At 60.7% G+C, this 20,187-nt stretch carries 18 protein-coding genes; 9 read left to right on the top strand and 9 right to left on the bottom strand.

The genetic code is table 11. From position 1 onward, the window contains the following. The first annotated feature begins 47 nt into the window (after positions 1 to 47). Positions 48 to 386: a zinc ribbon domain-containing protein YjdM gene (locus AB4N84_RS05350; protein WP_074756155.1), complete on the top strand. Its 339-nt coding sequence runs from the start codon at positions 48 to 50 to the stop codon at positions 384 to 386. Positions 387 to 585: 199 nt separating this feature from the next. On the opposite strand, the gene AB4N84_RS05345 is transcribed toward AB4N84_RS05350, so the two are convergent. Genes AB4N84_RS05345 through AB4N84_RS05330 form a run of 4 tightly spaced genes read right to left on the bottom strand, consistent with a single transcriptional unit; the run spans position 586 to position 6,960 of the window. Next, positions 586 to 1,950, bottom strand: coding sequence for a heavy metal sensor histidine kinase (locus AB4N84_RS05345; RefSeq protein ID WP_460045494.1), 1,365 nt, complete (start codon positions 1,948 to 1,950; stop codon positions 586 to 588). Beyond that, on the bottom strand, positions 1,940 to 2,617 hold the full coding sequence (locus AB4N84_RS05340; protein ID WP_074755972.1) for a heavy metal response regulator transcription factor: 678 nt from the start codon (positions 2,615 to 2,617) through the stop codon (positions 1,940 to 1,942). The genes AB4N84_RS05345 and AB4N84_RS05340 overlap by 11 nt, the downstream gene beginning before the upstream one ends. 39 nt (positions 2,618 to 2,656) lie before the next feature. Continuing rightward, positions 2,657 to 5,791, bottom strand: coding sequence for a multidrug efflux RND transporter permease subunit (locus AB4N84_RS05335; protein WP_074755970.1), 3,135 nt, complete (start codon positions 5,789 to 5,791; stop codon positions 2,657 to 2,659). Next, positions 5,788 to 6,960, bottom strand: a complete 1,173-nt coding sequence (locus AB4N84_RS05330; protein ID WP_074755968.1) for an efflux RND transporter periplasmic adaptor subunit — start codon at positions 6,958 to 6,960, stop codon at positions 5,788 to 5,790. The genes AB4N84_RS05335 and AB4N84_RS05330 overlap by 4 nt, the downstream gene beginning before the upstream one ends. Positions 6,961 to 7,255: 295 nt before the next feature. On the opposite strand from AB4N84_RS05330, the gene AB4N84_RS05325 reads away from it, so the two are divergent. The 7 genes from AB4N84_RS05325 (at position 7,256) to AB4N84_RS05295 (ending at position 14,930) form a co-directional block, all read left to right on the top strand. Continuing rightward, entirely contained in the window at positions 7,256 to 7,585 is a 330-nt protein-coding gene (locus AB4N84_RS05325; RefSeq protein ID WP_460045492.1) for a hypothetical protein, read from the top strand. A gap of 1,067 nt (positions 7,586 to 8,652) precedes the next feature. Next, positions 8,653 to 9,237, top strand: a complete 585-nt coding sequence (locus AB4N84_RS05320) for a fimbrial protein (RefSeq protein WP_074755964.1) — start codon at positions 8,653 to 8,655, stop codon at positions 9,235 to 9,237. 61 nt (positions 9,238 to 9,298) lie between these two features. Then, the gene (locus AB4N84_RS05315) at positions 9,299 to 10,054 is read left to right on the top strand and encodes a fimbrial biogenesis chaperone (RefSeq protein WP_460045491.1); all 756 of its coding nucleotides are present in this window, start codon (positions 9,299 to 9,301) and stop codon (positions 10,052 to 10,054) included. 269 nt (positions 10,055 to 10,323) lie between these two features. Beyond that, positions 10,324 to 12,762, top strand: coding sequence for a fimbria/pilus outer membrane usher protein (locus AB4N84_RS05310; RefSeq protein ID WP_460045490.1), 2,439 nt, complete (start codon positions 10,324 to 10,326; stop codon positions 12,760 to 12,762). Continuing rightward, the gene (locus AB4N84_RS05305; RefSeq protein ID WP_460045489.1) at positions 12,759 to 13,580 is read left to right on the top strand and encodes a fimbrial biogenesis chaperone; all 822 of its coding nucleotides are present in this window, start codon (positions 12,759 to 12,761) and stop codon (positions 13,578 to 13,580) included. Before AB4N84_RS05310 ends, AB4N84_RS05305 begins: the two co-directional genes overlap by 4 nt. Positions 13,581 to 13,582: 2 nt before the next feature. Next, positions 13,583 to 14,575 carry a fimbrial protein gene (locus AB4N84_RS05300; protein WP_460045488.1) on the top strand — a complete coding sequence of 331 codons (993 nt, stop codon included), beginning with the start codon at positions 13,583 to 13,585 and terminating at the stop codon, positions 14,573 to 14,575. Positions 14,576 to 14,693: 118 nt separating this feature from the next. Beyond that, the gene (locus tag AB4N84_RS05295; protein WP_460045486.1) at positions 14,694 to 14,930 is read left to right on the top strand and encodes a hypothetical protein; all 237 of its coding nucleotides are present in this window, start codon (positions 14,694 to 14,696) and stop codon (positions 14,928 to 14,930) included. Between the two features lie 36 nt (positions 14,931 to 14,966). Here AB4N84_RS05295 and AB4N84_RS05290 read toward each other — a convergent pair whose 3' ends face one another. From AB4N84_RS05290 to AB4N84_RS05270, 5 genes are all read right to left on the bottom strand, one after another. Beyond that, a complete protein-coding gene (locus tag AB4N84_RS05290) occupies positions 14,967 to 15,929 on the bottom strand; it encodes a GlxA family transcriptional regulator (RefSeq protein WP_460045485.1) in 963 nt (320 codons plus the stop codon). Positions 15,930 to 15,938: 9 nt separating this feature from the next. Continuing rightward, positions 15,939 to 16,691, bottom strand: coding sequence for a YkgJ family cysteine cluster protein (locus AB4N84_RS05285; RefSeq protein WP_460045483.1), 753 nt, complete (start codon positions 16,689 to 16,691; stop codon positions 15,939 to 15,941). A 158-nt stretch (positions 16,692 to 16,849) separates the two neighbouring features. Beyond that, on the bottom strand, positions 16,850 to 17,173 hold the full coding sequence (locus tag AB4N84_RS05280; RefSeq protein WP_074755950.1) for a hypothetical protein: 324 nt from the start codon (positions 17,171 to 17,173) through the stop codon (positions 16,850 to 16,852). 53 nt (positions 17,174 to 17,226) lie between these two features. Then, a complete protein-coding gene (locus AB4N84_RS05275) occupies positions 17,227 to 17,688 on the bottom strand; it encodes a GNAT family N-acetyltransferase (RefSeq protein WP_460045481.1) in 462 nt (153 codons plus the stop codon). 41 nt (positions 17,689 to 17,729) lie between these two features. Next, complete coding sequence (locus tag AB4N84_RS05270) at positions 17,730 to 18,626, bottom strand: chemotaxis protein CheV (protein ID WP_074755946.1); 897 nt, start codon at positions 18,624 to 18,626, stop codon at positions 17,730 to 17,732. 293 nt (positions 18,627 to 18,919) lie between these two features. On the opposite strand from AB4N84_RS05270, the gene hmpA reads away from it, so the two are divergent. Further along, positions 18,920 to 20,101 (top strand): NO-inducible flavohemoprotein, encoded by a 1,182-nt coding sequence (gene hmpA / locus AB4N84_RS05265; RefSeq protein WP_074755944.1) that lies wholly within the window; start codon positions 18,920 to 18,922, stop codon positions 20,099 to 20,101. Positions 20,102 to 20,187: the final 86 nt, after the last annotated feature.

Genomic DNA, 20,187 nt, shown 5'->3' with positions numbered 1-20,187 from the left:
AAAACCCTTATAATCCTGCGCCTATTCATCCTGATGCGAGATCCGCCGTGAGCTTACCGCCGTGCCCAAAATGCAGTTCCGAGTACACCTATGAAGACGGCGCCCAGCTTGTCTGCCCGGAATGCGCCCACGAGTGGTCCGCTGATGGCGCCGCCGACGCAGGCGATGACGTCAAGGTCATCAAGGACGCTGTCGGTAATACCCTGCAGGACGGCGACACCGTCACCGTGATCAAGGACCTCAAAGTCAAAGGCTCTTCGCTGGTGGTCAAGGTCGGCACCAAGGTCAAGAACATCCGCCTGGTCGATGGCGACCACGACATCGACTGCAAGATTGACGGCATCGGCGCGATGAAGCTGAAATCGGAGTTTGTGAAGAAGGGGTGAGGATAGCCCGATGACCTCTTTGCACCTGTGGATCCGATGATCGCATTCCACTTGTGTATCTGGTGACCGCATTCCCCTGTGGGAGCGAATTCATTCGCGAAAAATCCTGCAGGCGAAAGAGATGTATCGCCTGCACTGGCCCTTCGCGAATAAATTCGCTCCCACAAGGAACCGCGTCAGCCCGCTGGTTTGCCGCTCATCAACTCGGCAAATTGATCCCGAACGTATTCTCCCCGTGTTCACTGCGTGCAAACACGGTTCCGCCGTGCATCAAGGCAATCGCTTTGACGATGGCCAGCCCCAGGCCATGATTGGCGCCGCTGTTGCTGCGCGACGCATCCACCCGATAAAAACGCTCGAAGAGCTTGGGCAAGTGCTCGCCTGAAATCTGCGCGCCGGGGTTGGTCACGCTGATGCAGACGTGATCGCGTTCATCCTTGATGTCCACATGAATGACCTGCCCCGGCGAGGTGTGCTGTACCGCGTTGTGCAGCAGGTTGATCAGCGCGCGCCGCAGGTGGGCCTTCTCGAACGGGACATGCGCATCGCCGCGCACCTGAACCTGAACCTGCGCGTCTTCCAGAATGAAATCCAGATAATCCAGCGTCGTCGCCACTTCCTCGGCCAGCGACGACTGAGTCAGTTCAGTGGCTTTGCTGCCCTGATCGGCGCTGGCCAGAAACAGCATGTCATTGATGATCGAGCGCAGCCGCTCAAGTTCTTCCAGGTTCGACTGCAAGACCTCAAAGTAATGCTCGGCGGAACGTCCACGGGTCAGCGCCACCTGCGTTTGGCCGATCAGGTTGGTCAGCGGCGAGCGCAGCTCATGGGCCACGTCGGCATTGAACGACTCCAGACGGGAATAGGCCTGCTCGACGCGCTCCAGCGTGGAGTTGAACGACGTCACGAACTGATCCAGTTCAGGCGGCAGCGGCGACAACTGCAAACGCCCGGACAGCCGCGGCGGCGCCAGTTTTTGCGCCTCCAGCGAGAGGTCGAACAACGGTTTGAGGCCGATGCGCGCCACCCAGTAGCCCAGCGCCGACGCCAGCGCGATCCCGATGGCCGCCAGGCTGATCAACGCGATCAGCAACGAGTGCTGAGTCTGCCAGAACGTCTCGGTGTCGATGGCGGTCAGGAAACGCAACGGCGGTCGTTGGTCCTTGGCCGGAAACTGGCTGACCAGCACCTTGAACGGATAATCGTGATCGGTCAGGTTCAAATCGCGCATGCCCAATGGGCCGTTGGCGAACGCACGAATCTGGGCATCGGGATTGCCGAATTCATAGGTCGGGTTATCACTCACCACCCAGAACCGCAGCCGTTTGTCCTCTTCGCTGAGCAGCCTGAGCTTGGCGTTTATCTTCACCCAGTGCTCGGGCGTGCCGTAACGCTGCACGGCGGATTCAAGCACGCTGTAACGCGCGTCCACCTCGGCTTCCGGCAACAGACCCAGGCCTTTGTCCACTTGCAGGTACAAGGCCCAGCCGATCAGCAGAAACACCAACAGCGCCACGAGCGCGAACATGCCGCTCAGGCGCAGGGCGATGGAGTTACTCGACACGACGGCTCTCCAGCACATAACCCATGCCACGAATGGTGTGCAGCAGCTTCTGTTCGAACGGGCCATCGAGCTTGGCGCGCAGGCGTTTGATCGCCACCTCGACGACGTTTGCGTCGCTGTCGAAGTTGATGTCCCAGACCATCTCGGCAATCGAGGTCTTCGAGAGGATTTCACCCTGACGCCGGGCCAGTACGCTGAGCAGCGAAAACTCCTTGGCCGTCAGGTCCAGGCGAGCGCCGGAACGGGTGGCCTTGCGGCTGATCAGGTCGATCCACAGGTCGGCGACGCTGATCTGAACCGGCTCATGGCCGCCGCTGCGGCGGGTCAGTGCCTGCAAGCGGGCGACCAGCTCCAGAAACGAAAACGGTTTTCCCAGATAATCGTCGGCCCCTTCACGCAACCCACGAATACGATCGTCGACGTTTTCCCGGGCGGTGAGCATGATCACCGGCGTCTGCTTGCGCGCACGCAAGGCGCGCAGCACACCGTAGCCATCCAGGCCCGGCAGCATGACGTCGAGAATGATCACGGCGTATTCGCTTTCCAGCGCCATGTGCAGCCCTTCGATGCCCTCCCGGGCAACGTCCGTGGTGTAACCCTGTTCGGTCAGACCGCGATGCAGGTAGTCGGCGGTCTTCTCTTCGTCTTCGATAATCAGGACACGCATCGGTCCACGCTCACTTATTCGATTCTTGCTGTCGGATGCTTACTTTTCGGCCACCAGCATGGCCGTCGGTTTTTTCTCCGTCGGTGGCGGCGTCGGGGTCGAGGTCGGGTGCCTGCGGTGGAAGATTCGCTCCAGTTGCAGGTAAATCACCGGCGTGGTGAACAGCGTCAGCGCCTGACTCACCAGCAAACCACCGACAACCGCGATGCCCAATGGTTGACGCAGTTCAGCACCGACACCATAGCCGAGCATCAATGGCAGTGCGCCCAGCAGCGCCGCCAGAGTGGTCATGATGATCGGCCGGAAGCGCGTCAGGCACGCTTCATAAATGGCGTCCTGCGGGGACAGGCCGCGATGCCGCTGCCCTTCGAGGGCGAAGTCCACCAACAGAATGCCGTTCTTCTTGACGATGCCGATCAACAACACAATACCGATCAAGCCCATGATCGAGAAATCCTGTCCCATCAACCACAGCAGCAACAGGGCACCGATGCCGGCGGAGGGCAGGGTGGAGATGATGGTCAGCGGATGCACGAAGCTTTCGTACAGCACGCCGAGAATGATGTACACCGCCACCAGCGCGGCCAGAATCAACCAGGGTTGGTTGGCGAGCGAACTCTGAAACGCCTGGGCGGCGCCCTGGAAGTTGCCAATGATCGAGGCCGGCATGCCGATCTCGTTCTTCGCCTGATCGAGCAGCACCACGGCATCACCCAACGCCACGCCCGCCGACAGGTTGAACGACAGGTTGGCGGCCGGGAACATGCCGTCGTGAGCAATCGACAACGGGCCCATTTTCGGTGCGCCGACCTTGGCGAGCGCCGACAGCGGCACCATTTCGTTGGTCAGCGGTGAGCGCAGATAGAAGTAATTCAGGCTTTCGGCCTTGCCGCGTTGTTGCGGTTCGAGTTCCAGAATCACTTTGTACTGGTTGATGTCGGTCTGGTACTCGTTGATCTGACGCTGCCCGAACGCGTCGTACAGCGCCTGATCGACATCCGCCGTGGTCAGCCCGAAGCGTGCAGCGGCGCTGCGGTCGATGTCCAGATGGGTCACGCTGCCGCCCAGTTGCAGGTCGTTGGACAGGTCGCGGAAGGCGGGTATCGACCGCAGCTTTTCAGTCAGCTTCTGCGTCCATTCGTTCAGCAGCGCGCCGTTGTTGCTCTTGAGCACGTATTGGTATTGCGCGCGGCTCGGGCCGGAGCTCAGGTTGATGTCCTGGCCCGCGCGCAGGTACAGGACAATGCCCGGAATCTTCGCCAGCTTGGGCCGGATGCGGTCAATGAACTGGCTGGCGGACACGTCACGATCACCGCGATCTTTCAACGCAATCCAGACCCGGCCGTTGGCGATGGTCTGGTTGCTGCCGCTGACGCCGACCGAGTGTGAGAACGCTTTGACGGCGGGATCGGCAGCGATGATTTTCGCCAGTTGTTTGTGTTTCTCGACCATGTCGGGGTACGAGATATCCGCCGCCGCCTCGCTGGTCCCCAGCACCATGCCGGTGTCCTGAACCGGGAAGAAACCTTTGGGGATCAACACATACCCGGCCACGGCCAGAACCAGCGTCAGGCCGAAAATGCCCAGCATCGTGCGCTGATGGGCGAGAGCGAAACGCACCCCACGGGCGTACTGCGCCAACAGTTTTTCGCCGAAACCTGGGTTGGCGTGGGCATCATGTTTGGGCGCGCGCATGAACAGCGCGGCCAGCGTCGGGGCCAACGTCAGCGAGACCAGCACCGAGATCAGAATGGTGGACGTCGCGGTCAGGGCGAACTCCTTGAACAGCCGCCCGACGACACCGCCCATGAACAGCAACGGAATGAACGCGGCGATCAGCGAGAAACTGATCGACACCACCGTGAAGCCGATTTCGCCAGCACCCTTGATCGCGGCGTCACGCATGCTTTCGCCGGCTTCCAGGTGTCGATGGATGTTCTCCACCACCACAATGGCGTCGTCGACCACAAAGCCGACGGCCACCACGATCGCCACCAGCGTCAGGTTGTTGAGACTGAATCCGAGCACGTACATGAGGGCGAAGCTGGCGACCAGCGACACGCCGAGCACGGCCGTCACGATCAGTGTGGCCGAGAGCTGGCGCAGGAACAGCGCCATCACCGCGATGACCAGTATGATCGCGATCATCAAGGTCATTTCCACTTCGTGAAGGGACGCGCGAATGGTCTTGGTCCGGTCGCTGAGCACCGTGACATCGACCGAAGCCGGCAGCATTTCCTGCAACCGGGGCAGTTCACCCAGCACGCGATCCACGGTCTCGACGATGTTGGCGCCGGGCTGGCGGAACACCACGATGTTCACGCCTTGCTGCTCGCCGGACCAGGCTTTGACGTAGGCGTTTTCGGAACCGTTGATCACTCGCGCGACATCGCGCAGGTGAACGGGGGCGCCATCCTTGTAGGAAACGATCAGGTTTTCGTAATCCTTGGCTTGAAACAACTGGTCGTTGGAGGCCAGGGTCGAAATGCTGTCCTTACCGTACAGCGCACCTTTGGCCAGATTGAGGCTGGTCTGCTGCAACGTGCCCCTGAGGTCCGCCAGGGTCAGCCCGATGGAGGCGAGCTTTTCCGGCGCCGCCTGAACGCGAATCGCCGGACGTTGCTGGCCGGTGATGTTGACCTGACCGACCCCGTCGATCTGGCTCAGCTGGCGTGCCAGCAGGGACTCGGTAATGTCACTCAGTTCGGTGCCGGGCATCAGGTTGGAACTGACGCTGAGGATCAGCACCGGGCTGTCGGCCGGGTTGACCTTGCGCCAGGTCGGAGCCGTCGGCAGGTCGGCGGGCAGCCGCCCCGATGCCGTGTTGATCGCCGCCTGCACTTCCTGAGCGGCGGTGTCGATGCTCTTGTCCAAGGTGAATTGCAGGGTCAGGTTGGTCGAGCCCAGCGCACTGCTCGAGGTCATCTGGGTCATGCCGGGAATGGCACTGAATTGCACTTCAAGCGGCGTGGCCACCGAGGACGCCATGGTTTCCGGGCTGGCGCCGGGCAAGGTCGCCGAGACCTGAATGGTCGGAAATTCCGCTTGCGGCAAGGGGGCGACCGGCAGGCGAGGAAACGCGATACACCCCAACAGCACCAGCGCGAAGGTCAGCAGAACCGTGGCAATCGGATGATTCACGCACCAGGCGGAGATCGAACCGTGGCCCTTCATTTGGCCGCCCCTTTTGCGCTACCGGCAGCAGCGGCCAGCGTATCAACCGCCTGCGCTTTGACCACTTCGATGCGAGCGCCATCCTTGAGGCGTGACTGCCCGTCGCTGACCAGCACGTCGTTGACGTTGACCCCGCTGATCAGCATCAGGTCGCTGTCCTGGTACTCGACTTTCACGGGGACCACTTCAACCTTGTCGCCTTTGACGCGGTACACGTAATGCTGATCGATGCCGCGCTGCACCACTTGTGGCGGCACCTTCAGTGCATTGCGATCCAGCGCCGTCTGGATACGCACCGTCACCAACTGACCGGGCCAGAGTTTCTCGGCGGCATTGTCGAACGTGGCCTTGGCGCGAATGGTGCCGGTGGTCGCCGCGACCTGGTTGTCGATCAGCGTCAATTTGCCTTCGCCCAGCAGCGTGCCCGTCGCGCCCTCGCCGAGATAGGCGTTGACCGGGGCAGGCGTCGTGGACGCGAGCAGATCGTGCAGCGTAGGGAGCATCTGTTGTGGAAGGGAAAACTCCACCGAGACCGGGTCGATCTGAGTCACCGAGAACAGACCGGTGGCATCGCTGACCCGCAGGAAGTTGCCTTCATCGACATTGCGAATCCCGACGCGACCCGTCACCGGAGAGCGGATCTGGGTGTAGGAAAGCTGTACTTGTGACGCATTGATCGAGGCTTGATTGCCCAGCACGGTGGCCTTGAGCTGATTGACCAAGGCTTGCTGCTGGTCGTATTGCTGCTTGGAGATGCTGTTGTCGACGGTCAGTAACTTGTAGCGTTTGAGGTCCACCTGGGCCACGTCGAGTTGCGCCTGGCTCTGACTCAGTTGCGCCTTCGCTTGCTCCAGTGCTGCGCGAATGGAACGGTCGTCAATGGTCGCCAGCAGATCTCCGCTTTTGACTTGTTGCCCTTCCTTGACCAGGAGTTTGGTCAGGATGCCGTCCACTTGCGGACGAATCACCACGCTTTGCAGCGACAGCACCGACCCGATGCCGGTCACGTAGCGGGGCACGTCCTCCTCAATGACGTTGATCACCTGAACCGGCACGGCCGCAGGAGCGCTGACTTTCTTTTCGGCCGGACGCGTGGAAAACCAGACACCGACCGCAATAAGCAACGCCAGTCCGGCAACGGCAATCACAGAGTTTTTCTTCTTGTGCATACGGGGATAACGCCAGCGAAAGTGTGGAGGCAGGTAATCGAGAGCCTCCTTTATAACCCTTCGACCCGGTCAGCAAAATGACTGCTACCTGTCAATATTGTCAGCCGGAATAGGGCGGAGCATGAAGTGGCGTAAAGAAACGGCGCAACAGGGCGATAGCCAGAGAGAGGGCACGATTTTCGATCAACGGGATCTAGCTTAATAACGACAATTCCTACAGCGATGTTCGTGATTTTTCTGGCTGGCTGTCCCTGGCTCGACTTCTAAAAGCGGGCCTTCACTGCGGAGTATGGCGATGAACAGTAAAAAGACAGTCTCGGTGTTTTTTTCGATCGCGTTGGTGGGGGCCTGGGTTCTGGCCGGACCGGTCGCTTCGGCGGCAGAAAGCGCACTGAGGTTTCACGGTGGGCTTGTTAATGCGGGGTGTGAGCCGAGGGTTCTCGACGCTGCCCAGCAGGCGGATACCGTCAAGACGCTGCAGGTCAGCGACAGCCTCAAAGTGGAACTTGCCTCGCGCGACGATGCGTGTGGTGGGGCATTGACGCCGGTGTCCGCCGTCTATCTCGAACGCTCTTCGGTTATCGCGGGTGAGCGGATTGGCGTTGTGACGTTGAGTTACCAGTAAGGGCGGTGAGTCTACGCATCAATGTTGAACGACACGCCGCATTCGTCCGGATGCGGCGCACACCAAGCTGACTTGGATGGTGTGCATCTCGACTTTCTGGGGTGACGCTGATGGCTTGGTTTGTCCTAACGGCCAAACTCTTCTGCGTTCGGCGGGTTACTTGAAAGGACACCCCTCTTTGTTTCAAGAGTCAGCCAGCGTCCTGGCCCCTGGTTTGGCCTCGACTTCGTCGAGATTCCGTAACGAAGGCGACGCTCCTTAGGCCCGCGCCGAACGGACATCCATGTCCTGACGGCGCTGTCTATGTAGGAGCGACCGGGGTGGCGCTCCACCTTGCCCGCGATCTGCCGCGTAGCGGCAGCAAAACCTGTACATGCGGTGTGTCAGGCATAACTGAGGCGCCTGATTTTGCTACCGCTGCGCGGCAGATCGCGGGCAAGCGCGCTCCTACAGGATCCCGTCATCTGATGCTTTTGATTTTGCTTTTCTAGCGCGACAGTCCGGACACCACAAAATGCGACTTGGGTGCAGGCTGAACGCAGGCGGCGTGGAGTGGGTCGAGCGGCATGGATGCCGCGAGAGCGCCGTCAGGACATGGATGTCCGTTCGGCGCGGGCCCACGGAGCGTCGCCGGAGTGAAGGTACCCGACGAAGTCGGGCCCAACCGGGAGCCAACCCTTGGTTACTTGGGGTCTTTTCAAGTAACCCGCCGAAGGCGGAACAGGTCTGGCGTTAGCCAGAACCCTCCAGCGCCACCCAAACTAACCGACAGATCGCACTCCCGCGCCTGGGCTCCCAAGGCGCCATCCTCGCCCCCGCCCCACGCCAATCCTTACAAATCAGCTGCAAAGGTCGGCGCACCTTTTTTTTCGGCGATTACCCTACAGACCACGCCAGCCGCCAGGTACAGCTGAGCTCTGCCAGATCCTACGGAAACGTCTGGCACGCCGCACTGTAGATTCTGCAGGTTCAAGGTAGAAAGCCTGACATCCGCCAATCACCCGTCCGCTTATAGTTCTCGCCGTCCTCTAGGGCACACACGAATTGACACAAGGAACGTCGTTAACATGAAAAAGATTTCTCTTTCTCTGGCTATCGTGGCCGCAATGGGGTTCAGCGTATCGGGTACGGCCCACGCTGCAAACAACGGCAAGCTGGTTTTTAACGGCACCCTCACCAACATCACCTGCGACATCGGTGCTGGCACTGGCGCAAGCCCGGGCAACAACCCGGGCGAAATCAACGTCGATCTGGGCAACGTTTCTTTCTCCGATATCGGCCGCTTCGCCGACAACAAACTGGAAACCGCGTCGCCGATTCAATTGTTGGTCAACTGCACCGGCGGTGCCTCGCAGTACAACACCGTGAACATGCGTTTCATCGCACGTCAGGGCAGCGGCCTCGATAATCTGGACCAAAAACTGCTGCGCACCACTGGCGCTGCCGACGGTGTGGGCATCGGCCTGCTCAACGCCTCCAATCAGCTGATGGACCTGAGCGGTAATGAAACCATCGATACTCCGCTGATCAAGGATGGCGCTGACGGCGCCACCGCTGAAATCAACTTCGGCGCGGTGTATGTGCTGAACGGCGCCGCGACCAATCCTGGCAATGCCGACGGCTTCCTGCCGTTCGTGATGGACTATCAGTGATGCAACAGGCGGGGTGAGCGATGCTCGCTCCGCCTACCTCTGAACCTGAGACGATTCCATCATGTTTTCTACTTTTTTTCGTTGCTCCGCCTTGTGGATCTGCTCCGGGCTGGCGATGGGGCTGGCCGCGCAAGCTCACGCCGGCATCGTGCTGAACACGACACGGTTGATTTACCCGGCCAGCAACAAAGAAGTCAGTCTGATCGTGCACAACACCGGGACGAGCGACATCCTTGCGCAATCCTGGCTTGAAGGCGGCACCGACAGCGTCTCCCCGGACACGCCACCGTTCGCCGTGACCCCGCCGCTGGCGCGAATGGCGGGCGATGCCAAACAGCTGATCAGGGTGATGTATTCAGGCGAGGGTCTGGCAAGCGACCGCGAGTCCGTACTCTGGCTCAACGTTCAGGAGATCCCTCAGGCCGCCAACGAAAATGAGCTGCAGATCGCGATCCGGCAGCGCATCAAGGTGTTTTACCGGCCGCAAGGTTTGGTTGAAGACCCGCTGAAAGCGGCGCAAGCGCTGCAGTGGCGCGTGGCTGGCGGCTTCATTGAAGTGAGCAACCCCGGTCCTTATCACGTCTCGATGATCAAGCTTGAGGCCCGTAAAAACGGGCACGTCATGTTTCAAGAGGACAGCCGGATGCTCGCCCCACGGCAGCGAATCCAGTTGCCATTGGGCCCTTCGGCGCCGGGTGGACCGGTGGAATTGTCCTTCATCAGCATCAACGACTTCGGCGCTCAGGAGCCCTATCACGCCAGGGTGTCCAGTGAACGAGTGACCCAGGCCAGTAAGGCCGAGCCTCATCCCGACTAGCAGTGACACGCTGGTCGGGATTTTTTCGTTGACCCATTTTTCGGGCCGGACCTGTTTTCCGGCTTCAGCTTCGCGCGCCTGCGAGAAAGGAATCAGCGGCGCATCGAGACTCAGAACACGAGTGAAACCAGCTAATGGAACGGCGAGACAAGAACAACAAGGGATGTCCCTCGAAAGCAGTAGCGCCAGGCACTCGGACGTGCACGGCAAAACCTCCCCGGACGCTCAGACGTCACGCCCTGCCGGCCTGTATAGCCACCGCAGCCTGGATGGTCAGCAGCGGGTCGATGGCGATGACCGACGCGGGGAACCAGGGTGCCGCCCCCGTGAAATTCAACACGGCATTCATTCAAGGCACGGACCAGCCGGCAGACCTCAACACCTTTCTGCAAGGCAACAGCGTCGTGCCCGGCACGTACCGTGTGGACGTCTACGTCAACCGGGCACTGACCGGGCGACGTGACATCAGCTTTGTCGCCAACCCGGTCAGCGGTGCGGTCCAAGCCTGTCTGACGCTGGAGATGCTGCACCAGTTCGGCATGAACATCGACGACATGAAGCGCTCAGCCGACGCGTCCGGTGCGTGCTTCGATCTGCCCGCAAACGTGGCGTTCGCACACGTCGAGTACCAGCCCGCGAGTCTGCGCCTGAGTATCAGCATTCCTCAGTCAATGATGTCGCGCAGTGCGCGTGGCTACGTGCCGCCGGAATTGTGGGACGAAGGCGAAACGGTCGGTTTCGTCAATTACAGTTTCAGCGGTGCGCGGCGCACCCGGGGCAATCAGACGCAGGACCAGTATTACCTGGGGCTGCGAAACGGTTTTAACCTGGGGGCGTGGCGACTGCGCAACGAGTCCTCGCTGGTCTATGGAGATGCGCAGCCTTACCGGTTTCGCAGCAACCGGACCTTTGCGCAGCGCGACATCAGCGCACTCAAGAGCCAACTGACGTTGGGTGAAACCTTCACCGATTCCCAGGTGTTCGACAGCGTCCGGTTCATCGGCGCGACACTGGCGTCCGACGACGGGATGCTGCCTGACAGCGAGCGCGTTTATGCGCCGGTCATTCGAGGCATCGCCGAGACCAACGCAACGGTGGAGGTCCGCCAGAACGGTTTCATGCTCTACAGCGGCAATGTGTCTCCCGGCCCATTCGAGATTTCTGATATCTACCCCAGCGGTTCCAATGGCGATCTGGAAATCACCGTGGTCGAGGCGGACGGCCGCAAGCGGGTGTTCGTCCAGGCCTATGCATCGCTCCCGATCATGGTGCCCAAGGGCGCGTTGCGTTACAGCGTCGCGGCAGGGCAGTACGACAGCAACGACGGCGGTCAGGCGCCGAACTTCGCCAGTACCACATTGATTTACGGCTTGACCGAGCGAGTGACGGCGGCCGGTGGCCTTCAGGTTGCCGAGGATTATCAGGCGGGCAACGTCGGCGCCGGCGTCAACACCGGCGTGGGCGCTGTGTCGCTGGACCTCACGCAGTCACTCAGTCAGCAGCGGCGTGAACGCTACAGCGGGCAAAGCCTGCGCGTGCGGTATGCCAACACGCTGGACCTGACCAACACCACGTTGGCGGTGGCGGGTTATCGCTACTCCACCGACCGATACCGGACCCTCGATGAGCACGTCGAAGCCCTGCACGCCCGCAACGGCACGGCGTCGGCGCGGGCCAAGGATCGTGTCGAGTTCAACCTGACGCAGGCGCTGCCCGAACAGTCCGGCTCACTGAGCTTCATCGGCTCAGAACAACGTTACTGGGACAGAGCGGGCAAGACGCGACAGTTCTATCTGTCCTGGAACGCCGCGTGGCGCAGCCTGAGTTACAGCCTGTCGGTGGAGCGCAACCAGGCGTTCGAGCGTGACGGCGACAGTCAGACCGATAACCGTATTGCGCTGACGTTCAGCCTTCCTCTGGGTGACAGTCCTGGCGCGTCGCGCGCGTTCTTGAACGCAGTGCGTGACAGTGCTGGCGATTACGACATGCAGACCGGCCTCAACGGCCAGGTCTTCGATGACCGCAATACGTTCTATTCGGTGCAGGCCGGTCACGACAATCGCTCGGGCTCGGCCGGATTCGGCAAACTGAGCACCACGACGCCGTATGGTCGATTCGATACGGGATACGGTCAGGGTCGTGACTACCGCGCCCTCAGTGTTGGCGCGTCCGGGTCGGTGGTCGCTCATGCAGGCGGCGTGAACCTCGGTCAACCGCTGGGCGACACCTTTGCATTGGTCGAGGTCAAAGGGGTTGGTGGCGCGAAGCTCTCCAATTTCAGCCAGGTTGAAACGGCGGATAACGGCTACGCAATTCTGCCGTACGCCCAGCCCTATCGCGCCAACTGGGTCAGCCTCGACACCCGGGCATTGGGTGCGGATGTCGAACTGGACAATGCGGTGACGCAGGTGGTGCCGCGTCGCGGTGCGGTGCCACGGGTCAGCTTCAAGACATCGATTGGCCGGCGTGTGCAGTTCGAACTGCTGCGCGCCGACGGCAGCGTTATACCGCTCGGCGCTGTCGTGGAAGACGAGAATGGAAAACTCCTGGCTGCCGTCGATCCCGGCAGTCGGGCCTTGGTATTGAGCGAGCAGGACAGTGGCGAGTTACGCGTCAGATGGGGCGATCAGCACTGTCGGGCGCGTTTCGATCTGCCGGCCCGAAACCCGCAACGCACTTACGATCGCGTCAAAGTGGTGTGCCAATGAAGTGGGCGTGCCTGTTGTGCGCAGCATCCGCGTTTTCCAGCACCGGCGTGGAGGCTGCGGTATCGCTGGCGGGGACGCGCCTGGTGTTCGATGGCCGGTTCCGTGAATCGAGCATCGAGGTCAGCAATCCTGGAACCACCAGCACTCTGATTCAAGCCTGGCTGAGCACACCTGACGCCGAGCCGTCTGTAGCGTCCGACCTGCCGTTCGTGGTGACACCGCACCTCGCGCAACTGCCAGCGCAAGGCAAACAGACGTTGCGCCTCCTTTACGAGGGCGTCGGCATGCCGGGGGATCGTGAATCACTGCTGCACCTGTACGTGCTGGAGGTGCCGCGTCGCAGTGAAGCCCCTCAGCAATTGAGCATTGCCATACGGCAACGAATCAACGTGTTCTACCGCCCTGATTCGTTGCCGGGCGATCCCGCCGATGCAGCGAAAAACCTTGAGTGGCAGCGCTCGGCCAAAGACGACCACGCGCTCCGAGTGCGTAATCCGACGCCGTTCTACGTGGCGTTGCAAGACCTCGAATTCGAGGGCCACAAGGTCAGCGAATACCTGCTGATCGAGCCGCTGTCCGAGCGTTCGCTGACCTGGGGATCGATTGCGAGCAGCCGCTCAGCTCAGGGACGCCTGGCGTTCAAGGCACTGACCGATTACGGCGGTCAACGCGATTTCTGTGCCCGAGCCCAAGGCGATCAACCTTTCAACGCACGACTGCGCACACCCGGTGCTGAGTCACCCGCAGCCCTTACCGCACCGCCCACCGCAGTCACCACCGCAGTGCCTGCCGCCGATTCAACGATGGAGAAATGCTGACCATGACGACGTTTTCTTTTACCCGATGGTGTCCGACCTTTCTTCTGAGCCTGGCGCTGCCTGTGACCGGCATGGCCATGACCTGTAAAACACAGGGTTCGGGTGAGGCGGTAATTCGTGCTGACTTGAGCAGCAGCGTCGCGATTCCGGCGACCTTGCCCGATGCCAGTGTGGTCTGGCGTTCCGAGCGACTGAATGTTGCCGTCGAATGCGCGAGGGAGCAGCCAGGGGGCGCAGAGGAGGTGTTTCTTTACTTGAATCCGGACAACCTGCAGATCGGTCAGGGTATTCGCGCCGGGCTCACCCTCAACGGCATCGACTACCTGCAAAGCAATGGGCGAATTCCTGCACAGCAGACACTGCCCGGATGCAGTGAAGCATCCGGGCGGACTACGGCCTGTCCAACTGTCAGCTTCAACCTGCCGTTCTCGGTGTTCATCCAGAAGTACGGGCCGACGCCGCCTTCGGGCGTGGCCAGTGATGTGTTGAATTACCGTGTGTTTCAGATCGACAGTGGCAGCGGGATGAATCCGGTGCCGGACAACAACCTCAATTACGTCATCAACGACCTCAGAGGACTGCGTTTTGTCGCGTGCAACGCCGAGTTGCGGGTGATGCCGGAAACGGTCGAGTTTGGCGATGTGGCGATCAGAAATGTGCGCGTGGGCGAGGTGGCGACCTTTCAGCGATTTGCCCTGGCGACCAGCCGAATCTGCGATTCGCCGTTCAGCCTCAATGCGCGTTTTACCCCGGTGTCGGGCACGCTGTCTGGCGATGTGCTGGTGCCCACGAACAACGACAGCATTGGCATCCGCATTACGAATGCACGCAACAACAACCCGGTGCGTTACAACGAGCCGTTTCACGCCACCCATTTGCTCGGTGACGATTATTCGGCAACCGCCGACTTCAATGCCGAGCTGCTGTGGCAAACCAACACGCCGACCCCAGGCCCGTTCTCGGCGGAGGTGATGGTCGATCTGTTCTACAAATAGGCGGTAAACAGGCCGTTGCTCGGTTGTCACAGGCGGTTGCACGACGATTCAGGTATGCTGCGCGCCTTGCGGGCATTGCCTGTTCATCCTTCGACCGTTTTGCGATTCTGGAGCTTTCATGACCACCCCCGAACACACCCCAGCGCTTGACGTTGACGTCGAATCGGTCGAGGCCGGTGCCGAATCAGAGGCAAAGAAAACAGAGATCCCAGCCTTCAGTTTTCCGTTCAAGCCGGGTGAGCTGATGCAGGCCAAAAAGAATCCGGCGCACTACAAGGGGCCGGGTAAATCCAACCACGACAAACGCCCAGGCGCCGCACCGTCCGGCACCCGTCGCTCAATGGGCAAGCGCTGATTCAAATGTCGATGCCGCCCAATCGGCACCGACGATTCAACCTTCCTTGCGAAAACTGTCCCGGTACTGCGTTGGCGTCACGCCCAGACGCTGGCTGAAGATCAGGCGCATCCGCGCCGCGCTGCCGAAACCACAGTGATACGCCACGGCCTTGATCGCCATTTCGCTGCCCTCCAGCAAACGGCGGGCCGCGTCGATTCGCGCGCGCTGCACGAACTCGGCAGGCGTGACTTTCGCATCGCGGGCGAACACGCGGGCAAAGCTGCGCGGACTCATCGCCACGACTTCGGCCAGACGCTCCACCGAAAACGGCTCGCCGATGTGCTCCATGACATAGCGCTGGATCTTTGCCACCGGTGAGTCGTCGTCCACCGATGCGGTGAGGTAAGGGCTGAATTGCGACTGTCCGCCCTGACGTTGCGCAACCACCAACAAACGTTTGGCCACCGCCAGGGCAATCGCCGGCCCGTGATCTTCGCTGACCAGCGCCAGAGCCATGTCGATTCCGGCCGTCACGCCCGCTGAGGTCATCAGCGTGCCATCACGCACGTAGATGCGATCCGCCTCCACCTGCGCGTGCGGGAACAAATCGGCCAGCTGTTGCGCGTGGCTCCAGTGCGTGGCGACCTGTTTGCCATCCAGCAACCCGGCATGTCCGAGAATGAAGGCGCCTGTGCAGATCGAGCCGTAGCGGCCGGCCAGCGGCGTGGCCTCTCGCAGCCACGCGGTGATGTTGGGCATTTCGATGCCTTCGGGCAGGCGCGGCCCGCCGGGCACCAGCAAGATGTCGACGTGCTTCGGCGCAGTCTCAAGCGTGTATTCGGCACCGAGCGGCATGCCGTTCGAGGCGAGCATCGGATAGGGCGCGGCACCGATGGTGGTGATCTGATAGCCATCGTCTTCGGCGACGAAACGATTGGCTTCGGCGAACACGTCCAGCGGACCTGCGACGTCCAGAGACTGCACGTGGGGAAACAGCACGATCGCTACACGTCTCATCGAAAAGTCTCAGGCGCTCTGCAAAGGGATGAACATATAGCTCATCGACTCTGCTGTCTCCAGTCGGGCGCCGGCTCGCGCCAATGCCTGCGTGGCGGCCTCACCGGCAACGCGAAAATGCCAGCCGTCGTCGGCAGTCGGTGGCAACTCGCCGGTGATGAATTGCTCAACCGCAGCAGCAAAGGCGTTCATGTCGGGCAGGTAGGCGACGAAACCGTTGCCCTTGAGCGCGGTGGTATTGATCCCCAGCGACATGCAGATCGCCTGCTTGCGGGCGATGTCATCGCGGTCTGCCTGCCGTGAGGCTTCGATCAGTGCCATCAGTTGATGATCCACCAACTGGCCGCCGACGATCAGGTCCGGGCCTTGTTCCCAGGATTCGGGCGGGCAGTCTTTTGCCTCGGGGCGCAGGGGAATGTGAGGGTTGATCTCCATCGGGTAAATCCGGCAGACCAACGGGCGACGTTCGTAGATGCGGCAGAGGTTCTCTGCGTCAAGATTTCGGCATCGACCGGCGTTGTAGGCGGCAAAGGTGATCGCGACCATCGCCTGCGCGGTTCCACTGCTGACCGGATGCGAGCGTCGGGTGGCGTGAGTGAGCTGCTCGGCAGGCACACCGTATCCGTCCGCCAGAAACGCCTCGGTGAGGACGATCACAGAACCGCCGTCAGCCGCCCACTGCGCGGCTTCGGACAGGGTGAGCGGGACGTGGTGGTCAGTGCAGCACTTGCCGCAACCGACACAGGAAAACTGAGTGTTCATTGAAGAAAATGACCCGCCAATTCGAAAGAAAAGCGCCTGACCCGCGTTGGCAATCTGTCATCGCGGGTGTGTTTTTCACGTTGGCGGGAATTGCAGCAAGTTATGCGCCAGCGCCCATTCTTCATCGGCGCTGCACATTGGCTGAAGGCGTAAGCGCGTTACTTCTTTGGCAACGTGGTGACGTTGTCCCACTCGGTGATGAGCGCTTTCTTGTTCTTGCGGTCGTACAGGCAAAGCTCGGTGCCCGTTTTATTCTTCATGAACGCCTGTTTGTACTGACCTTTGATCAGCAGCGCGTTATAGCCGACGCTGTCATCGAACATGGCCGGCGCCCCTGCGGGTTTGGCGTTTTTCAGCGAGCTGGCGGCAACGCAGCTGTCGACCAACGTTTTGTCGAATGCCTTCCATGCGTCCGGGCTTGAGGCACTGGCCTGGCCCGCAAAAGCAGTCAGCGCCAGCAGCAACAGGGTGGTGGTCTTCATGCAAATCTCCATCGTCGTCGTTATGAGCGTGTATGACGTCGAGTTAGAGTGGCCTATCGGGGTTCCAGTTCGCTGCGCTGCACATAGTGCATGCCGACACGTTCATACAGGCGTCGGGCCGTCAGGTTACTTTCCATGACTTTCAGATCGACATGACCCTCGTTTCGCTGGGCGAAGGCTTCGAACACGCGCGCCAGCAGGGCCGAGCCCACGCCTCGCCCTTGCACGCGAGGGTGGACCACCAGATTGCGGATAAAGGCGCTGGTCCAGCATTGCGCAACGCCGACCACGCCGAGCGGGTCTTCCACGACAAAACACAGCGCCCGATCAAATTCAGGATCGCTTTCGAAAGCGTTCAACCAAGTGGTGAGTTCGGCGACCCGTCCGCCGCCGTGCTGCGTGCCCAAGGCCAACAAGCGGTGAACCGCCGGTGCGTTCTCGGCATCGAACGGCACCTCGTGCAGCGCTTCCGGCCAAATCACCGGACGCCGTGGAAGTGTCAGGTCCCGACGCATCAACCAGTAATGACCGGTGGACGCGGCGGTGGGGCCGGGCCTTAGATCCCTTGGGCTTCGACTGTGCGGGCGGCTTCGATCAAGCATCGTGTCAGCTCGGGCGAGGAAAACTTGGTCAGTACGGCATTGGCCCCAGCGGCCTTGGCCTTCTCGGCGTTCATCGCACTGTCCAGCGAGGTGTGCAACAGCACATACAGCTCCTGGAAGTCAGGCGTTTCACGCAGGGTGCGGGTGAAGGCATAGCCATCCATTTCGGACATTTCGATGTCGGACACCACCACGTTGATCTGCTGCGCCGTGCCTTGCAAATCGAGCAGATGATCGATGGCTTCCCGCGCGCTGCGGGCGGTGTGGCATTCGATCCCCAGATTGCGCAGGGTAATGACCGACTGTTGCAGCGCCACCTGGCTGTCATCGACTACCAGAATCCGCGCTTTGGTCAATACTTCAACCTCTTCAGGGCTGAGCTCGGTCGGTTCGACAGCAATCCGCGCCGGCGCGATGCCATGGATGACTTTCTCGATGTCCAGCACCTGAACCAGCGTGCCGTCCACCTGGGTGACGCCCGTGATGAACGATTTGTTGCCCGAACCGAAAGGCGGCGGGCGGATATCGGTGGTCAGGCAGTGGACGATCTTGCTCACCGCCTGCACATGCAGGCCCTGTTTGGAGCGGCTGACGTCGGTGACGATCAGGCAACCACCGTCCGGGTCGAGCAAAGGACGCTCACCAATCGCGCGACTCAAGTCGATCACCGACAGCGAGTTGCCGCGCAAGGTGGCGACACCTTTGACGTGCGGGTGCGACTCCGGCAAGCGGGTGAGGGGAGGGCAAGGAATGATTTCACTGACCTTGAGCAGGTTGATCGCCATCAGCTTTCCGCTGCGTAACGTGAACAGCAGAAGCGAGAGTGAATCTGCACGGACGTTTTTGGACATATGAACCTTCTGTCATGCGGTGTCTGATCGCCTCTCATGCGAGCAATCAGCTGTCGATGACGGTTTATCGACCCCACGCGGGCAGGCTTTAACGCTTTTGGCAAAGACCTGAGTGGTTGCTGCCGCGAAACCGTGCAGTCGAAATGACCTGTCGGATGTCGTTATGACCATCGGCGAGATCGGGTCATATTGACCACTGTTCAGTAGGTGTCTGATTTATAAGGAAATAATATCTGGCACGCTTCCTGATATACCCAAGGTAGTCCTTACTAACCGAGTCTCAGGAGTCAATCATGTTGAATGCTTCGGATCGTGCCATCGTCAAATCGACCGTGCCGCTGCTGGAAAGCGGCGGCGAAGCCCTGACCACTTACTTCTACAAGAAATTGCTCACCCGATACCCGCAGGTTCAGCCTCTTTTCAACCAGGCGCACCAGGCGAGCGGCGATCAGCCCCGCGCCTTGGCCAACGGCGTGCTGATGTACGCCCGCCACATCGATCAGCTCGAGCAACTGGGCGATCTGGTGGCCAAGATCATCAACAAGCACGTCGCCCTGCAAATCCTGCCGGAACATTACCCGCTGGTGGGCGAGTGCTTGCTGGAAGCCATCCGCGAAGTGCTGGGCGCCGAGATCGCGACCGACGAAGTCATCAATGCCTGGGGCAATGCCTACGGGCAACTGGCCGGCATTCTGATCGGCGCTGAAAAAACCATCTACGACGAGAAGGCGGCAGCGCCTGGTGGCTGGCGCGGTGCTCGTGAGTTCAAGGTCGCGGCCAAGGTGCAGGAAAGCGCCGAGATCACTTCGTTCTACTTCGAGCCTGCTGATGGGCAGCCGATCCTGGCGTTCACCGCCGGTCAGTACATCGGCATGCAGTTGTTTCTGGACGGCGAAGAGATCCGCCGCAACTACTCGCTGTCGGCATTGGCGGGCAATAACCAGTACCGCATCAGCGTCAAGCGTGAACCGGGTGGCCGTGCTTCCAACTACCTGCACGACCAATTGAACGTGGGCGACAGCATCAACCTGTTCACGCCGTCGGGCGAGTTCACCCTGGCGCACAGCGACAAGCCGCTGGTGCTCATCAGTGGGGGTGTCGGGATTACTCCGACGCTGGCCATGCTGGAAGCGGCTCTGGAAACCGAGCGTCCGATTCACTTCATCCACTGCGCGCGCAACGGTTCGGTTCACGCCTTCCGTGACTGGATCGAAGCGCTGGCGGGCAAACACCCGCAGCTCAAGCGCTTCTACTGCTACAGCGAAGACGACGGCGTCAGCCCGGCTGCCCATGCAGTTGGCTTGCTCGACCAGGCACGTCTGGAGCAGTGGCTTCCAGTGGACCGCGACGCTGATGTGTACTTCCTGGGGCCGAAGGGTTTCATGGCCGCGATGAAGCGCCAACTCAAAGCGGCAGGCGTGCCTGAAAAACAAGCGCGTTACGAGTTCTTCGGTCCGGCTTCCGCGCTGGAGTGATTTGGCGGTGCGACATAAAGCCGCATCCTTCTATATATAAGGAAGGGTGCGGCGATCGGTCCCTGCGGCAAAGCGTCGCATGCTTC

The sequence above is a fragment of the Pseudomonas sp. S2_H01 genome, from assembly GCF_054668305.1.
This window is presented reverse-complemented; position numbering and strand designations above follow the sequence as displayed.

Coding starts and splice junctions, on each gene's coding strand:
- AB4N84_RS05305 (WP_460045489.1), top strand. CDS start 12,759: ATGAAGTGGGCGTGCCTGTTGTGCGCAGCATCCGCGTTTTCCAGCACC.
- AB4N84_RS05290 (WP_460045485.1), bottom strand. CDS start 15,929: ATGAGACGTGTAGCGATCGTGCTGTTTCCCCACGTGCAGTCTCTGGAC.
- AB4N84_RS05325 (WP_460045492.1), top strand. CDS start 7,256: ATGAACAGTAAAAAGACAGTCTCGGTGTTTTTTTCGATCGCGTTGGTG.
- AB4N84_RS05270 (WP_074755946.1), bottom strand. CDS start 18,626: ATGTCCAAAAACGTCCGTGCAGATTCACTCTCGCTTCTGCTGTTCACG.
- AB4N84_RS05310 (WP_460045490.1), top strand. CDS start 10,324: ATGGTCAGCAGCGGGTCGATGGCGATGACCGACGCGGGGAACCAGGGT.
- AB4N84_RS05335 (WP_074755970.1), bottom strand. CDS start 5,791: ATGAAGGGCCACGGTTCGATCTCCGCCTGGTGCGTGAATCATCCGATT.
- AB4N84_RS05275 (WP_460045481.1), bottom strand. CDS start 17,688: ATGCGTCGGGACCTGACACTTCCACGGCGTCCGGTGATTTGGCCGGAA.
- AB4N84_RS05300 (WP_460045488.1), top strand. CDS start 13,583: ATGACGACGTTTTCTTTTACCCGATGGTGTCCGACCTTTCTTCTGAGC.
- AB4N84_RS05295 (WP_460045486.1), top strand. CDS start 14,694: ATGACCACCCCCGAACACACCCCAGCGCTTGACGTTGACGTCGAATCG.
- AB4N84_RS05340 (WP_074755972.1), bottom strand. CDS start 2,617: ATGCGTGTCCTGATTATCGAAGACGAAGAGAAGACCGCCGACTACCTG.
- AB4N84_RS05285 (WP_460045483.1), bottom strand. CDS start 16,691: ATGAACACTCAGTTTTCCTGTGTCGGTTGCGGCAAGTGCTGCACTGAC.
- AB4N84_RS05280 (WP_074755950.1), bottom strand. CDS start 17,173: ATGAAGACCACCACCCTGTTGCTGCTGGCGCTGACTGCTTTTGCGGGC.
- AB4N84_RS05315 (WP_460045491.1), top strand. CDS start 9,299: ATGTTTTCTACTTTTTTTCGTTGCTCCGCCTTGTGGATCTGCTCCGGG.
- hmpA (WP_074755944.1), top strand. CDS start 18,920: ATGTTGAATGCTTCGGATCGTGCCATCGTCAAATCGACCGTGCCGCTG.
- AB4N84_RS05330 (WP_074755968.1), bottom strand. CDS start 6,960: ATGCACAAGAAGAAAAACTCTGTGATTGCCGTTGCCGGACTGGCGTTG.
- AB4N84_RS05320 (WP_074755964.1), top strand. CDS start 8,653: ATGAAAAAGATTTCTCTTTCTCTGGCTATCGTGGCCGCAATGGGGTTC.